The sequence below is a fragment of the Streptomyces sp. NPDC057617 genome, assembly GCF_042800555.1.
Lineage (GTDB): Bacteria > Actinomycetota > Actinomycetes > Streptomycetales > Streptomycetaceae > Streptomyces.
In genome coordinates this window covers 94,252-110,086 of record NZ_JBHVGV010000015.1, presented here as the reverse complement: position 1 = coordinate 110,086, position 15,835 = coordinate 94,252, and the positions used below count along the sequence as shown (strand labels likewise).

The window sequence follows — 15,835 nt, the reverse complement described above, 5'->3', positions numbered from 1 at the left end:
TACCCGGCACCGGGGCGCTTTTGACCGTCCCTCGACCGCACTTTGACCGCACCTCGACCCGCGTCCGGCCCTCCGTCCGTGCCTGTTCTCCCCATGTGCGGAGCTTGTCCCGCCCCCGTTCGAGCCGTAGCAGCCGGTGACGGGCCCGGTGTCCTGGGCCGTCGTTATGGTGAACCCCATGAGCACTTCCACCCGCTTCGACCGCGGCCACACCGACGACCTCATGTCCTTCCTCGCGGCCAGCCCGTCGCCGTATCACGCGGTGGCCAATGCCGCGGAACGCCTGGAGAAGGCAGGCTTCCGCCAGGTGCTGGAGACGGACGCCTGGGACGGGTCGGCGGGCGGGCGGTTCGTGCTGCGGGGCGGGGCGATCATCGCCTGGTTCGTGCCGGAGGGCGCCCGGCCGCACACCCCCTTCCGTATCGTCGGCGCGCACACCGACTCCCCCAATCTGCGGGTCAAGCCGCTGCCGGACACCGGTGCGTACGGCTGGCGCCAGATCGCCGTGGAGATCTACGGCGGGACGCTGCTCAACACCTGGCTCGACCGCGATCTGGGGCTCGCGGGCCGGATCACCCTGCGGGACGGCTCGCACCGGCTCGTCAATATCGACCGCCCGCTCCTGCGCGTCCCCCAGCTCGCCGTCCACCTCGACCGGTCCGTCAACACCGACGGCCTCAAGCTCGACCGGCAGCGGCACATGCAGCCCGTGTGGGGCCTCGGGGAGCCCGAGGAGGGCGATCTGATCCGCTTCGTGGCCGGCGAGGCCGGGATCGGCGCCGAGGAGGTCACCGGCTGGGACCTGATGGCGCACGCCGTCGAACCGCCTGCCTATCTCGGCCGCGACCGCGAGCTGGTCGCCGGGCCCAGGATGGACAACCTGCTGTCGGTGCACGCCGCCACCGCCGCGCTGGCCGCGGTCGCCACCGGCCCCGGGGGCGCGGGCGGCACGGGCGGCTCCGGCGGCGGCTCGGGGGGATCGAGCAGCTCCGCGGGCCCAGGCGGCTCCGCGGATCCCCACGGGCCCCACGGGCCCCTCCCGTACATCCCCGTCCTCGCCGCCTTCGACCACGAGGAGAACGGCTCGCAGTCGGACACCGGCGCCGACGGCCCGCTGCTCGGCACGGTGCTGGAGCGCTCGGTGCTGGCCCGCGGGGGTACGTACGAGGACCGGGCGCGGGCCTTCGCCGGCACGATCTGTATGTCCTCGGACACCGGCCACGCCGTGCACCCCAACTACAGCGAGCGCCACGACCCGACGCACCAGCCGCGCGCGAACGGCGGCCCGATCCTCAAGGTCAACGTCAACATGCGGTACGCGACGGACGGCAGCGGGCGTGGTCTCTTCGCCGCGGCGTGCGAGAAGGCGGGCGTGCCCTGGCAGTCGTTCGTCTCCAACAACTCGATGCCGTGCGGTACGACGATCGGCCCGATCACCGCGGCCCGGCACGGCATCCAGACCGTCGACATCGGGGTCGCGATCCTGTCGATGCACAGCGCTCGGGAGCTGTGCGGCGCGGACGACCCGTACCACCTGGCGAACACGCTGGTGGCGTTCCTGGAGGGCTGACGGGACGTCACCGACCGCCCCGCCGTGGCCCGGGACGACCACGGCACGGGGCAGCGGTCCCGCCGAGCTACTTTTTCATCGATCGACTTCGAGCCCGGCGAGTACGAGAGCGAGCCGGGCCGCTCCTGTGTCCGTGACGCGGACCGGCACGCCCCAGTCCTGCTGGTGGACATGGCAGGCCGGGTATTCGTTGGCTGGGTCGTCGTCGCAGGAGGCCGCCATCGCGGAGACATGGAGCACGCCTTCCGTGACGCCGTCGGCCAGTACCAGTTCCCGGCTGAGATCCGTCCCCGTACCGCTCCCCTCCGCGAGCAGTTCGGGCGGGGTGGCGGAGACCAGGAGCCGGGTCGAGGGGCCGTAACGGGTGTCGAGCTTCTGGCCGTTCGGCGCCGTGAAGACCACCTCCAGCCGGAGCGCGCCCGGGGCGACATCGGTGGTGGCGCGCTGCGTGCGATGCGCGACGGCCTCGACCCGTACGGCCTCGTCGGGCAGCCGCAGCCGGGTCAGCCGGTGCCGCGCGGACTCGACGACGACGATGTCCTCGCCGGCCAGGACCGCGCCGCTGGGCTCGCGCAGATCCGTCGCCAGCGTGGTCACCTCGCCGGTCGCCGGGTCGTAGCGGCGCAGAGCGTGGTTGTACGTGTCGGAGACGGCGACGGAGCCGTCGGGCAGGGCGGTGACGCCCAAGGGGTGCTGGAGCAGGGCCTGTGCGGCGGGACCGTCGCGGTGCCCGAAGTCGAAGAGCCCGGTGCCGACGGCCGTACGGACGGTGAAGCCGGCGCCTTCATGCCCCTCCTGCCCGTCCCCGTCGCTTCCGGAGCCGTCGCGCTCGACGTACCGCAGCGCGCTGGTCTCCGAGTCGGCCACCCACAGCCGGTCCCCGGCCGCCGCGAGCCCCGAGGGCTGGGCGAACCAGGCCTCGGCGGCGGGCCCGTCCACCAGCCCCTCGTTGGTGGTCCCGGCCGCCGCCTGCACGGTCCCGGTGACCGGGTCGTACGTCCAGAGCTGGTGCACCCCGGCCATCGCGATCCACACCCGCCCGGCCCACCAGGCGACGTCCCACGGCGAGGAGAGGTCGACCTCCAGGGCGGGCCCGGAGTCCGGCGAGCCCTGCCACCACTGCCTGCCGGTGCCCGCGACGGTCTCGACCGCGCCGCTGACCGGGTCGTAGGCGCGCAGCGCGTGGTTGACGGTGTCCGCGACGATCACCCGGCCGTCGGGCAGCAGGGCGAGCCCCTGCGGTTCGCTGAACGAGTCCGGCCCGAAGCCGCGCACACCGCTGCCGATCCGCCGTACGACCGTCTCGCCGTCCGGCTCCAGCTCGACGAGCTGGTGGCGGGTGGAGTCGGAGACCAGGATGTTCCCGCCGGGCAGGACCAGCGCCTTCCCGGGGAAGCGCAGATCGGTCGGGACCGGCTCCGGCGGAACGTACGGTCCGTTGCCGCGCCGCAGCGTCCCCTTCGCGGCGTGCTCGGCCTCCAGCTCCGCGACCAGCCGCTCGATGGCGTGCGCGTGGCCCTCGCCCGCGTGCTGCGCGACGACATAGCCCTCGGGGTCGATGACGACGAGCGTGGGCCAGGCCCGTACGGCGTACTGCTTCCAGGTCGCCAGCTCCGGGTCGTCCAGCACGGGGTGGTGGACCTCGTACCGCTCGACGGCGTCGACGACGGCCTGGTGCTCGGCCTCGTGCACGAACTTCGGCGAGTGGACGCCGATGATCACCACGGTGTCGCGGTGCTTCTCCTCCAGCTCCCGCAGCTCGTCCAGGACATGCAGGCAGTTGATGCAGCAGAAGGTCCAGAAGTCGAGGATGACGATGCGTCCCCGCAGGTCGGCGAGGGTGTAGGAGGTGTCGCCGGTATTGAGCCAGCCGCCCTTGCCGGTCAGTTCGGGGGCGCGCACACGGGCACGGCGGGCCGGCGCGGGGGGCTGAGCGGGGGCGGGTGTCGCGTCGTTCATGGGAACAAGGGTGCCATCCGTCCATGAACGCCTCATCACGCCCATACGAAACGGCTGCCGCGCGGCTCCCGGCTACCCGGCTACCCGCTCAGCGGCGCTCCGGTGTCTCCAGTCCCAGCCTGCGGTCCTTCAGCGCCGGGAACTGCTCCCTGGTCCGCTCCACCCGGCCCAGATCCAGCTCCACCGTGAGGATCTCCTCGCCCGCGCCCGCCTCCGCCAGGACCTCGCCCCACGGGTCCACCACGATGCTGTGTCCCGACTGCTCGACCCCGGCATGCGTACCGGCGGTCGCGCAGGCCAGCACGTACGACTGGTTCTCCACCGCGCGCGCCTGCGCCAGCAGCGTCCAGTGCGCGCGCCGCCGCTCGGGCCAGCCGGCCGGTACGACGAGCACCCGCGCGCCCGCGTCGACCAGCCCCCGGAACAGCTCGGGGAAGCGGAGGTCGTAACAGGTGGCGAGACCGAGCACGGTCTCGCGGCCCTCGCCCGAGAGCGGCACGGTGACCAGTTCCTCGCCCGCGCTCATCAGCGTCGCCTCGCCCTTGTCGAAGCCGAAGCGGTGGATCTTGCGGTACGTACGGACCAGCTCGCCGTCGGGGGAGAAGACCAGCGAGGTGTTGTACAACGCGCCGTCCGCATCCCGCTCCACGATGGACCCGGCGTGCAGCCAGACCTCCGCGTCGCCCGCCGCCTTCGCCATCGCCTCGAAGGTCGGCCCGTCCACCGCCTCCGCCTCTTCGGCGAAGGCCTCGAACGCGAACGCCCCGACCGGCCACAGCTCCGGCAGCACCACCAGATCGGCGCCCGCCTGCTCCCGGACCAGGGCGGCGGTGCGGCGCCTGCGCGAGTCGACCGATTCGTGCGGGTCTACTGCGATCTGGATGAGCGAAGCGCGCACAGTACCACCGTCCTGGCATTCGACCCGTCAACACGGGCCTACGATCGTCACACGAAAGCACTGCCGGGGTGCCATCGAGCAGCGTAACTTAGCTGCCGAACCTCCCACGCAGCCCGCAGCCAGCCCAGCAAGCCAGCCCGCGTACCGCAGAACCGCCGAGGGGTCCCGTGACCGTCCATCCCAGCCTTCAAAACTACGCCGATGCCTGGACCCATTCCATCGAGGCCATAGCCGAGCTGGTGCAGCCGCTCGTCGAGGGCGAATGGAGTTGGCGTACACCGTGTCCAGGCTGGTCCGTACGGGACATCGTCTCGCATGTCATCGGCATGGAGTGCGAGATGCTCGGGGACCCGCGACCCATCCACTCCCTGCCGCGCGATCTCTACCATGTGCAGAGCGAGTTCGCCCGCTACATGGAGATGCAGGTCGATGTGCGGCGGCACCACACCGCTCCGGAGATGACCGCGGAGCTGGAGTACACGATCATCCGCCGCAACCGGCAGCTCAGGAACGAGAACCGGTCGCCCGACACCATGGTCCGGGCGCCCCTGGGCAAGGAGCAGACGCTCGAAACGGCCATGCGGGGGCGGGCGTTCGATGTCTGGGTGCATGAGCAGGATCTGCGGACGACGCTGAACAAGCCGGGCAATCTCGACTCCCCCGGCGCCCTGGTCACCCGTGACGCGCTGCTGGCCGCGCTGCCGAAGGTGGTCGCCAAGGACGCGGGCCTGCCGCCGAACTCGGCGGTGGTGATCGATGTGAGCGGCCCGGTGGAGTTCCTGCGGACGGTCCGGGTGAACGCGGACGGCCGCGGCTCGATCGACGGCTCGCCCTCGCTCGGCCCGCTGGTGACGCTGGCGATGGACTGGGACACGTACTTCCGGCTGGCGTGCGGCCGGGTGCGGCCCGCGGCGGTCGCGGACCGGATCAAGATCGACGGCGATGACGAGCTGGCGTCGGCGATCCTGCGCGAGTTCGCGGTGACGCGGTAGGCCGGAGACGGCAGGCGGCAGGCCGGAGACCGGCAGGCGCACGCCCGGCCGCCGTGTGAGGCGGGGGAGGCGGCATGACCGTCCGTGGGTGTACGTACCGGGCCCGCCCCGGCGCGTCGTACCGTACCGGCCGTACCGGCGTACCGGCCCTCGGTCGCCCTTACGCGGGCACGTGCACGGCCTCCACCCGGCTCGCCACCAGGCGTTCCCGCTCCCGGCGGGCCGTGCGCGCCCGCAGCCGCAGGATCTGCGCGATCCCGAGCGCTTCGAGGACGAAGACGGACGAGAACGCGATCCGGTAGTTCCCGCCGGTCAGGTCCAGCAGGAGGCCGACCGCGAAGAGCGTCGTCATCGAGGCGGTGAAACCGCCCATGTTGACGATTCCGGAGGCCGTGCCCTGACGTTCCGGCGGGTTCGCGGGTCTGGCGAAGTCGAAGCCGATCATCGAGGCGGGTCCGCAGGCACCGAGGACCACGCAGAGCGTGATCAGCAGGCCCATGGGCGCGTGGTCGCCGGGGTACGCGACCGTCGCGGCCCAGATCAGCGCCGTCGCCCCGACCGTGGCCAGGGCGAGCGGGGCCCTGGCCCGGTGGTGGCGCGCGATGACCTGCCCGTACACCAGCCCGACGCCCATGTTGGAGAGGACGACGAGGGTGAGCAGTTCACCGGCGACGGCCCGGGACAGCCCCTGCGCCTCGACCAGGAAGGGCATGCCCCACAGCAGCAGGAAGATCATCGCCGGGAACTGGGTGGTGAAGTGCACCCACAGCCCCAGTTGGGTGCCCGGCTCACGCCAGGACTCGGCGATCTGCCGCCGGACATAGGCACCGCCCGCGTGCTGGGCGGGCGGTGGTTCGTGGCCTTCCGGATGGTCCTTGAGGAAGAGCAGCAGCAGTACGAGGACGAGGGCGCCGGCGAGCGCGCTGCCCGCGAAGGTGGTGGTCCAGCCGAGGCCGTGCAGGGCGCGGGAGATGACGATGGTGGAGACGAGATTGCCCGCCACTCCGAAGAGCGCGGCGACCTGGGCGATCAACGGCCCGCGGCGGGCCGGGAACCAGCGGGTGCCGAGCCGCAGCACGCTGATGAAGGTCATCGCGTCGCCGCAGCCGAGCAGGGCGCGGGCGGCGAGGGCCATGCTGTACGAGGGGGCGAGCGCGAAGCCGAGCTGTCCTACGGTGAACAGCGCCGCGCCGATGGTCAGCACCTTCTTGGTGCCGAGCCGGTCGACCATCAGGCCGACGGGTATCTGCATGCCCGCGTACACCAGCAGCTGGAGTATGGAGAAGGTCGACAGCTCGGAGGCGTTGACGCCGAAGCGGTCGGCGGCGTCCAGTCCGGCCACGCCCAGGCTGGTACGGAAGGTGACGGCGACGAAGTAGACCGAGACGCCGATGCCCCAGACCCAGGCGGCGCGGCGGCCGCCGGGCGGGTCGCCGGGCAGGGTGGCGGAGGGCGCGCTCACCGGGCCTCACCCCTGACCAGCACCTTGACCCGGCTGATGTGGCGGCGCAGACAGGCGGCGGCGCCGTCGGCGTCCCCGGTCCTGATGGCTTCGAGCAGTTCGGCGTGTTCGGTGATGTTCTTGGCGATACGGTCCGGATGCGCCTCCATGACGGCGACGCCCATCCGCAACTGACGGTCCCTGAGCTGGTCGTACAGGCGCGAGAGGATCTGGTTGCCGGCGTGGCGCACGATCTCGGCGTGGAAGGAGCGGTCGGTCGCGGCGACCGCGGCGAGATCCCCGTCCACGGCGCGCCGCCGCTGCTCGTCGAGCAGTTCCTCCAGCCGCCCGATCAGCCGCGCGGACGCCGGCACGGCCTTCCGTACGGCGAACTCCTCGACCAGCAGCCGGGTCTCGACGACATCCGCGATCTCCTGCGCGGAGACGGCCAGCACGAGGGCGCCCTTCTTGGGATAGAGCTTGATCAGCCCCTCGACCTCCAGCTTGAGGAGCGCCTCGCGCACGGGCGTCCGGGACACCCCGACGGCCTCGGCCAACTCCCCTTCCGTGAGCAGCGTGCCGCCTTCGTAGCGGCGGTCGAGCACGGCTTCCTTGATATGGCTGTAGACACGGTCTGCGGCGGGCGGTCGCTTCTCGGGAGCGGCAGCGGCGGATGGCATGCGCACAGCATAGATACAAGAGGGATGCAGCGGCGCGCGCGTCCGGGATACGGACAGCGGCTGTTGTGGCGTCACAGGGGGGTCACGGGGGGTCAGGGGGGCGCACTCGCTCACATTTCCGCCACATAATCGCGCGCCCGCGTGCATCCATTCGGGGGGCTCGGACGTCTCACTTGAGGACCCCTTTCACAAGAAGGTCCCCTTCTGGTCACAAGAGGGTCCCCTTCTGGCGCATTTCAACGCATTCGCGGATTCGGAGCGGTTCCTTTGATTTCCAGTCTTCCGGGCGTACGCCGGGGCGTCGTGGTCGCCCTGGTCGCCGGCGCGCTGCTGTCCGTCTCGTCCCTGGGCGCGACGGCGCAGGCCGCCAGTGCGCCGGCCATCGGCGGCAAGGGCGGGTTCGTGCTCAACAACGCCACGGGCGCGACGGTGTACGGCAAGGCCGCCGACACCCGGCGCCAGATGGCGAGTACGACCAAGATCATGACGGCCGCGGTGGTGCTCAGCGTCAAGGGCGTCGACCTCAACCGCAAGGTGACCGTCAAGCAGGGCTACCGCGACTATGTCGCCAAGCAGGGCGCGAGCACCGCGGATCTGCGGACCGGTGACAAGCTGACCGTCCGCCAGTTGCTGTACGGGACGATGCTGCCCTCCGGCTGCGACGCCGCGTACGCCCTCGCCGACACCTTCGGCAGCGGCTCGACGGCCGCCGCGCGCACCAAGTCGTTCATCGCGAAGATGAACGCGAAGGCCACCGAACTCAAGCTCAAGAACACCAAGTTCGATTCCTTCGACGGCATCTCGCCGAGCGGGAACAACTACACGACGCCGCGTGACCTGGCGAAGATCGCCCAGTACGCGATGAAGAACCCGAACTTCCGGGCGGTCGTCAAGGCCACCTCGTACAAGACCACCGCGCCCACCAGCACCGGCGGCAAGCGCACGTACACCTGGTACAACACCAACAAGCTCCTCGGCTCGTACAAGGGCGCCATCGGCATCAAGACCGGTACGGGCACCGCCGCGGGGCCCTGTCTGGTCTTCGCCGCCACGCGCGGCACCAAGACGCTCGTCGGAGTCGTGCTGAACGGCGCGGACCGCTACAAGGACGCGGCCAAGCTGCTCGACTACGGCTTCGGCTCGTCGACGGCCAAGACCATGAAGCTGCGGACGCTCCCGGCGGACGCGCAGCGCGACTGATCGGGCTCGGCGACTGATCACCAGTACGACTGATCACACCGGGGCTGGGTTATCCACAGAGGGCCAAAGGGCCTGTCCGAGGGATGTCCTAGTCTGCGAACACCTGCCCGAACCAACGGGCGGGTCTCATCTGGGGGGTACGAACCATCGTGCGTACGCGCACTCTTCCGGCCGCGACGGCGCTCGCGGTCCTCTTCAGCTCGGCCGTGCTCGTCGCGGGCACGGCCGGGCCGGCCGCGGCCGACTCCAGCAAGGTCCTGCCGGTGAAGTCCACCGGCGACATCGTCGTGGACGGTGTCCACAAGAAGGTCTTCGTCAGCGACCCGACCAGCGGCAAGATAGTCGCCACGGACTACACGGGCACGGTCCTCGGTACGGTCACGGGCCTGCCCGGCGTGGACGGGCTGGCCCTGTCGCCGGACTCTGGACAGCTCTACGCGGCGGTCACGGGCGAGGACCGGATCGTCTCGGTGGACACCGGTACGTACAAGGCGGCGGCGAGTTACGCGCTGGACGGCGCCGACGCCCCGAACGACCTGGAGGTCGTGGACGGCCGTATCTGGTTCGGCTACGGAGCGAACCTCGGGTCTCTCGACATCTCCGGCACCGAGCCGGTCGTCAAGCTCCGGCAGCGGTCGGACGTCGACACCGACGGCACGCTGCTCCTCGGCGCCGACCCGGCCGTGCCGGGCGTCCTCGTGGCGGGGGACGGCAGCCAGCTCGCCGTGTTCGACGTGTCGGCCGAGGGCGCCACGCTCCGCACCAAGGGCCACATGGACAGCTCCGTGAAGCAGCTCGACCTCACGCCGGACGGGACCAAGGTCCTCACGTCCTGGGACAGCAGCGGAAACGGCTACGCGCTGGGCGCGTACTCCGCCACCGACCTCACACAGGCCACCACCCGGCTCCCGATCGACGCGTACCCGAACGCCGTGGCCATCGCGCCGGACGGCACCATCGCGGGCGGCAGCGACTCGTCGTACGACCCCGATGTCCACATCTTCAAGCCGGGCTCGACCAAGCCGGTGCGGCAGTACGACTTCCCCAACACCGGTAACACCAGCGGCGCCGACCTCCTCATCCCCGGCGCCCTGGCCTGGGCGCCGGACGGCAGCCGGGTGTTCGCGGCGTCCAGCAACAGCCTGGGCACCTACTCGCTGCGCGTGCTGACCGACCCCACCAAGTCGCTCCCCACGCTCACCGTCACCGCGCCCGCCTCCGCGACCCGCGCCAAGGTCCTCACCGTCAAGGGCAAGCTCACCGCCTCCGTGCCGCTCCCGGCCGGGACGCCGCTGACGGTCACCCGTACCGACCTGGATTCGCCGAGCGGCAAGTCGCTCGGTACGAAGAAGCTCGGCGCGGGCGGCGCGTTCTCCTTCACGGACACCCCGCCGGCCGGCGGCAAGGTCACCTACAAGGTGTCGTACGCGGGCAGCGCCACGCACTCCGCCGCCTCCGCGTCGGCCTCGGTCAATGTCTCCCGGGCCACGCCCGCGGTCACGCTGACGCAGAACCTCAAAGTCTTCTCGTACGGCCAGGACGTCAAATTCCTGGCGCACCTCGGCACCACGTACAAGAACCGGACCGTCGAGATCTGGGCCGACCCGTACGGCAGCGACAAGCCGAAGAAGCTGCTCAAGAAGGGCACGGTCAACTCGAAGGGCGACATTTCGGCGATCGTGGACATGACCCGCGACACCGTGGTCACCGCGGTGTTCACGGGCGACGCCCGGTACGCGTCGCGGACGGTCAAGTCGACCGCCTACGCCAAGGTGAACGTCTCCACCACGATCTCCCGTCACTACAAGACGGCCAAGATCGGCTCGGTGACGTACTACTACTTCCACAAGAAGACGAACCCGCTCTTCAACTCGGCCATGACCTACTACCCGGGCCGCTCCCAGCGGTTCGCGATGGAGGTCTACTACGCCGGGAAGTGGTACAGGGTCGGCGAGGAGTACTTCAGGCTGGGTACGGACGGCCGCTCCCTGGTGGAGCTGGTCGGCACCAAGGACACCGGGGTGCGTGCCCGGATGGTCTCGTCGTACATCGACACGACGTCCGGTGACAACGTCAACTACACGACGCACGGCGCGTGGAAGTACTTCATCTTCACGGCGTGAGCCGATGAGCGCGTAGGGCTTTGAGCAGGCGCTGTCCCTGGGGGCCGTGCCGGAGACCACCTCTCCGGCACGGCCCCGTGCGACGAGCGCTTCACGCACCCTGAGGACCGGGGCGGTGCGGCGCCCGGTTAGATTGCTCCCGGCCAAGGCACTGCGGCGGCGGCCGCAGCGAACGGTCCGCGTACGGGCCGGTGCTGGACGCTCTCGGGATTGCGCGTGCCATGCGAGAAAACACGCTCGTTGAAGTGACGGACGGGGTTCACCTGGTCCACGGCAGCAACACCAACTGGGTGGTGCTCAGCGAAGGCGACGCGGTCACGCTCGTCGACTGCGGCTACCCGGGCGACCGCCAACTCCTCCTGGAATCGCTGGCGGAACTCGGTCACGCTCCCGAGGCGATCACCGCCGTTCTCATCACGCACGCGCACAACGACCACATCGGCTCGGCCGAACACCTCAGCGGTACTTTCGGCACGCCCGTCTACCTGCACGAGGCCGAAGTCCCGCACGCCCGCCGCGAGTTCCTGCACCAGGTCAGCGTCGGCACGGTGCTGCTCAACGGCTGGCGCCCCGGTGTCCTGCCGTGGGCCGTGCACGCGATCCGCTCCGGCGGCACGGCGGACTCACGCATCACGGACCCGCAGCCGTTCCCGGCCTCGGCGGCCGGTCCGCTCGACCTACCCGGGCGCCCGGTGCCGGTCCACACGCCCGGCCACACCGCGGGACACTGCGCGTACGCCCTGCCAGGGGCCGGGATCCTCATCTCCGGCGACGCCCTCGTCAGCGGCCATCCGACCTCGCGCACGAAGGGTCCGCAGCTGCTCCCCGCCATGTTCGACACGGATCGCCGGCGTGCGCTCGCCACGCTCGACATCCTGGAGAAGACCGGCGGCGACACCCTCCTCCCCGGCCACGGCCCGCTCCACCGCGGCTCCGTGGAGGCAGCGGCCCGCCGAGCCCGCGACCTGGCGTCCTGAGCCCGGGCCCCTGACCTCGCGCGCCCGAGCCCGGCCCGGAAGGCGTCCCAGGCGGTACGGACGCCGGGCCGCCGTCCCGCGTCGCCGCCTCGGCCTGAGGCCCGGCGGCGCAAGGCCGGGCAGCGCAAGGCGCGTCAGCGTGCGGCGGCTCGTGTCAGCAGGCCCGTGAGCAGGACCTCGGACATCTCGCGCAGGGTCGTGGTGAAGTCGAGCCGCATGGCCGCCAGCGAGGGATCCGCCTCGTACGCGGCCAGCATCGCGGCCGAGGGCTGCGCGTGGATCCAGACCGCGCCGGTCGTCAGCAGGACGGCGCCGCCGAACCGTACCGCGTCGTGCTCGGTCAGCTCGGGCAGGCGGGCGCGCAACAGCCCGGCCAGGACGCCGACTTGGGCGATGGCGGCGCGCTTGTACTCCGCGGCGACCTTCGGCGAGACATTGCGTTCGAGCACCGCGGCCTGCGCGCCGACCAGGTCGCACAGGACCGGGCGGTCCGCGAGCGAGGTCGCGAGCGCCGCGGCGAGCTGATCGCCGCGCTCGGGGAGCGGGGCGTCGGCGTCCACCGCGGCGGTGAGCGCCTCGTCGAGATGGACCAGCCATTCGCTCATCGCGGCGCCGAGCAGTTCCAGCAGCACGGCCTCGCGGGACTCGAAATAGCGCAGCACATTGGACTTGGCGAGGCAGACGCGCCGGCTCAGCTCGTTGAGGCTCACCTGCGCCACCGGCATCTCGGTGAGCATCGCGGCGGCCGTGTCGAGGATCGCCTGTCTGCGTGCGGCGCGCTGCTCGTCGCTGCGGGCGCGCTGGAAGGGCATGGTCATGGCCATAGCTTACAGACCCCCGGTCTATTGTTATCGGACCGGCGGTCTGCTAGCTTTTTTCACAACAGACCGCCGGTCTCCTACCGGTTCTGAACTCGTGATCCCTTCATGTCCTGACCCCCATGTCCAAGGAGCCACCATGTATGCCGTCCCTGATCAGACCGGCAAGTCCGTCGTCGTCACCGGTGCCAACAGCGGTACGGGCAAGGAGGCCGTACGCCGTCTGGCAGGCGCGGGGGCGCGGGTCGTGATGGCCGTACGTACCGTCGCCAAGGGCGAGCAGGCCCGCGACGAGATCCTGGCCGAACAGCCGGGCGCCCGGCTTGAGGTCCGCAGGATCGATCTGGCGGATCTTGCGTCGGTGAAGGAGTTCGCGGACGGGCTGCTCGCCGAGGGCACCCCGCTCGACCTGCTGGTCAACAACGCCGGGGTGATGGCGCCGCCCACCCGGCTGACCACCGCCGACGGATTCGAACTGCAGATGGGCAGCAACTACCTCGGCCCGTTCGCCCTGACGGTCCGGCTCCTTCCGCTGCTGCTGGCCGCACCGGCGCCGCGGGTGGCGACGATGAGCAGCGGTACGGCCAACTACGGCCGGATCCACTTCGACGACCTCCAGTGGGAGCGCCGCCGCTACAGCCCCAACATGTCGTACGCGCAGTCCAAGCTCGCGGATCTGATGCTGGCCAGGCAGCTCGCGGCGGTCGCCGCCGAGCGCGGCTGGCCGCTGCTGAGCACGGGCGCGCACCCGGGGTACACGCGGACGAACCTCCAGACGGCGGGCGCGAGCCTCGGCAGCGGCAGGCCGCCATTGAGCGCCAGGCTGCTGACGTCGATGGACTTCCTGCCCTCGCAGGCGCCCGAGCAGGGGACGGAGCCGCTGCTGTACGCCGCGACCAGCCCCGACGCGGTCGCGGGCGGGTACTACGGCCCGGGCGGCCGGTTCGGCCTGGTCGGCCCCACCACAACGGCCCGCATCACCCGCCGGGCCCTCGACCCCGCGGCCAACGCCCGCCTGTGGACCGAGTCGGAACACCTGACGGGCGTGGGCCTGCTGTCAACGGTGGGCTGACGGAAAGGGGTGCCTGTACGGACGGATGGGCGGGCCGCTCGGGCGGTACGGGCGGCGCGCGGGCGGGCCGGAGTCGTACGGGCGGCGCAGGCCGGGATCGCGCCGTACGGGCAGGCAGGGCCGGGTCGCGCCAGCAGGCCGGGCCGTACGGGCAGGCCGGTACGGGGCCGGGCGCGCGGCGGTGCGGGCGCGGGCGTGTCAGGGCGGGTGGCCGTACGTACGGTCGTACGCTGAGCCGGCGGCCCGGCGGACCGGGCGCCGCACCATCGCACCATCGCACCACGAGGACGGCACGGCGGCCGGTGCCCGGCGCGCGGCGGGTCCGCGGCCCTTCCCCCTCGGCCCCGGAGGCGTTCTTGCGGTCCAGCTCCCCCCGGTCCGGCTTCCCCTCGCCGCGGCTGTTCAGCCGGGTTCCGCTGGCCGGGCGCTATCCCGCGGCCGTGGCCCTCTCACTGCTGGCGCTGAGCCCGTATCTGATCCTCACCACGGCCACCACCCTGATGAAGCCGCAGATCACCCGGGAGATCGGCGCGACCCCGTTCGAACTCCAGCTCACCAGCGGGATGTCCAACGCGGCGTACGCCTTCGGCGCGGTGGCCGCCGCCGACCTGGTCCAGCGGGTGGCGCGGCGGCATCTGTATCTCCTGTGCGAGGCGGGCTTCGTGGTGAGTTCCGTGCTCGCGCTGAGCGCGCCGGGGATCGGGCTGTTCGCGACCGGGGTGGTGCTCCAGGGGCTGTGCACCGGGATGCTGCTGGTCTGCGCGCTGCCGCCGCTGGTCACGGGTCACCCGATCGGGAGGCTGCGGACGACCGCGGCGGTCGTCAGCCTCGGGCTGTTCGGGATGGTGGCCTTCGGGCCGCTGGTGGGCGGTCTGGTCGGCAGCCTGGGCGGCTGGCGGCCGCTGTTCGCGGGGCTCGCCACGCTGGCGGCGATCGGGCTGACCGTCGGGGCGCTGGCGTTCGAGGGCAATGAACCGCCGGCGCCGCGGGCGAAGTTCGACTGGCTGGCCATTCCGCTCGCGCTCGGCACCACCACGCTGCCGTTCTTCGGTGTCGCCTGGCTGACCCGGGGGTCGTTCAGCGACCCGGAGTTCTCGGTGCCGGTGGTCTGCGGACTGGTCTGCGGGGTGTTTCTGGTGGGGGGTCAGTACAAGAAGACCGAGCCGCTGATGCCCGTACGGCCCATCAGCAACACGCTGCCGGTGGTCGGCACCCTCAACGCGATGCTGGTCGGAGCGAGCTTCACCACCCTGCTGGAGCTGACCGAGGCGTATCTGACCAGGGAGGCGCACTACACACCCCTGCGCGTCGGCACGCTCGTCACGCCGCAGATCGCCGGGGTGTTCGTCGCGGCCGTACTGTTCCGGCGGCTGATGGCGACCCGCTGGACGCCGTATCTGGCCCTGTCCGGCACCCTGAGCGTGAGCATCGGCGCGGCCGTGCTGCTGGCGGTGTCCACGAAGAACGCGTCGGCGCTCGTCCCCGTCGCCGCGCTCTTCCTGGGCTTCGGCGCGGGCGCGGGTGTCACCCCGGGGCTGTTCCTGGCCGGCTTCTCCGTCCCCTCGGCGCAGATCGGCCCGACCTTCGCCCTGGTCGAACTGCTGCGCTCGGAGGCCGCGTTCCTGATCGGCCCGGTCCTGCTCCATCTCGCCCTGACGACAGGCCTCGCCGAGGGCTTCCACCTCGCCGTCGTGATCACCCTGACGGTCACCGTGGTCGGCGTACTGCTCCTGATCGTCCTCTACCTCCTCGGCGGCGCCCGCCCCCAGCCCCCCGACCTAGAATCCTGGCTCTCCGGCCGCTCCACCGCCTACCACTCCCCGGCCCTGCTCGCCGGACTCCGCAAACCCTGACGCCTCGCCGACCAGGGGCGGCCGGGCCGAGGCCGACGCGTAACAGGTCCGGCTCAGTCCCAGGGCCCGCTCGGACCTCAGCCACGGCGCACAACCACCCCACCCGGTAAACCGCTGCGAGGGCGACCGGTCAGCTGCCGACCGGTCGCCCTCGCCCCCCCACCCCCCCCGTTTTAAGCCTTGACCCAGGTGGGGTTCACATACCCCCCCACCCCTTCCCAGGGGTCGACAGGTGGGTCTATCCAATTTTTT

13 protein-coding genes are annotated in these 15,835 nt (G+C 71.3%); 8 read left to right on the top strand and 5 right to left on the bottom strand.

Annotation, left to right across the window (positions count from 1 at the left end):
- Positions 1 to 178 precede the first annotated feature (178 nt).
- On the top strand, positions 179 to 1,570 hold the full coding sequence (locus ACFU9P_RS30300; RefSeq protein ID WP_384086933.1) for a M18 family aminopeptidase: 1,392 nt from the start codon (positions 179 to 181) through the stop codon (positions 1,568 to 1,570).
- Between the two features lie 75 nt (positions 1,571 to 1,645).
- Here the strand turns inward: ACFU9P_RS30300 and ACFU9P_RS30295 are convergent, their stop codons facing one another.
- Positions 1,646 to 3,529: an NHL domain-containing thioredoxin family protein gene (locus tag ACFU9P_RS30295; protein ID WP_384086930.1), complete on the bottom strand. Its 1,884-nt coding sequence runs from the start codon at positions 3,527 to 3,529 to the stop codon at positions 1,646 to 1,648.
- A gap of 88 nt (positions 3,530 to 3,617) precedes the next feature.
- The gene (locus ACFU9P_RS30290; RefSeq protein WP_384086927.1) at positions 3,618 to 4,427 is read right to left on the bottom strand and encodes a carbon-nitrogen family hydrolase; all 810 of its coding nucleotides are present in this window, start codon (positions 4,425 to 4,427) and stop codon (positions 3,618 to 3,620) included.
- Positions 4,428 to 4,594: 167 nt separating this feature from the next.
- Here ACFU9P_RS30290 and ACFU9P_RS30285 point away from each other — a divergent pair, with 167 nt between their 5' ends.
- The gene (locus ACFU9P_RS30285; RefSeq protein ID WP_384086924.1) at positions 4,595 to 5,419 is read left to right on the top strand and encodes a maleylpyruvate isomerase family mycothiol-dependent enzyme; all 825 of its coding nucleotides are present in this window, start codon (positions 4,595 to 4,597) and stop codon (positions 5,417 to 5,419) included.
- 160 nt (positions 5,420 to 5,579) lie between these two features.
- Here ACFU9P_RS30285 and ACFU9P_RS30280 read toward each other — a convergent pair whose 3' ends face one another.
- Together ACFU9P_RS30280 and ACFU9P_RS30275 are read right to left on the bottom strand one after the other, a co-directional pair.
- Positions 5,580 to 6,881, bottom strand: coding sequence for a nitrate/nitrite transporter (locus ACFU9P_RS30280; RefSeq protein ID WP_384086921.1), 1,302 nt, complete (start codon positions 6,879 to 6,881; stop codon positions 5,580 to 5,582).
- Entirely contained in the window at positions 6,878 to 7,540 is a 663-nt protein-coding gene (locus tag ACFU9P_RS30275; protein ID WP_376386375.1) for a GntR family transcriptional regulator, read from the bottom strand. Before ACFU9P_RS30275 ends, ACFU9P_RS30280 begins: the two co-directional genes overlap by 4 nt.
- A 267-nt stretch (positions 7,541 to 7,807) precedes the next feature.
- On the opposite strand from ACFU9P_RS30275, the gene ACFU9P_RS30270 reads away from it, so the two are divergent.
- The 3 genes from ACFU9P_RS30270 (at position 7,808) to ACFU9P_RS30260 (ending at position 11,840) form a co-directional block, all read left to right on the top strand.
- A complete protein-coding gene (locus ACFU9P_RS30270; protein WP_384086918.1) occupies positions 7,808 to 8,740 on the top strand; it encodes a D-alanyl-D-alanine carboxypeptidase family protein in 933 nt (310 codons plus the stop codon).
- 149 nt (positions 8,741 to 8,889) lie between these two features.
- Entirely contained in the window at positions 8,890 to 10,863 is a 1,974-nt protein-coding gene (locus tag ACFU9P_RS30265) for a WD40 repeat domain-containing protein (RefSeq protein WP_384086915.1), read from the top strand.
- A 221-nt stretch (positions 10,864 to 11,084) separates the two neighbouring features.
- A complete protein-coding gene (locus ACFU9P_RS30260; protein WP_384086912.1) occupies positions 11,085 to 11,840 on the top strand; it encodes an MBL fold metallo-hydrolase in 756 nt (251 codons plus the stop codon).
- Between the two features lie 134 nt (positions 11,841 to 11,974).
- On the opposite strand, the gene ACFU9P_RS30255 is transcribed toward ACFU9P_RS30260, so the two are convergent.
- Positions 11,975 to 12,652, bottom strand: a complete 678-nt coding sequence (locus ACFU9P_RS30255; protein WP_376386401.1) for a TetR/AcrR family transcriptional regulator — start codon at positions 12,650 to 12,652, stop codon at positions 11,975 to 11,977.
- A gap of 145 nt (positions 12,653 to 12,797) precedes the next feature.
- Here ACFU9P_RS30255 and ACFU9P_RS30250 point away from each other — a divergent pair, with 145 nt between their 5' ends.
- From ACFU9P_RS30250 to ACFU9P_RS30240, 3 genes are all read left to right on the top strand, one after another.
- Complete coding sequence (locus ACFU9P_RS30250) at positions 12,798 to 13,730, top strand: SDR family oxidoreductase (RefSeq protein WP_384086909.1); 933 nt, start codon at positions 12,798 to 12,800, stop codon at positions 13,728 to 13,730.
- Between the two features lie 9 nt (positions 13,731 to 13,739).
- Positions 13,740 to 13,964: a hypothetical protein gene (locus ACFU9P_RS30245; RefSeq protein ID WP_384086906.1), complete on the top strand. Its 225-nt coding sequence runs from the start codon at positions 13,740 to 13,742 to the stop codon at positions 13,962 to 13,964.
- A gap of 122 nt (positions 13,965 to 14,086) precedes the next feature.
- Entirely contained in the window at positions 14,087 to 15,583 is a 1,497-nt protein-coding gene (locus ACFU9P_RS30240; protein ID WP_384086903.1) for an MFS transporter, read from the top strand.
- The last annotated feature ends 252 nt before the right edge of the window (positions 15,584 to 15,835 follow it).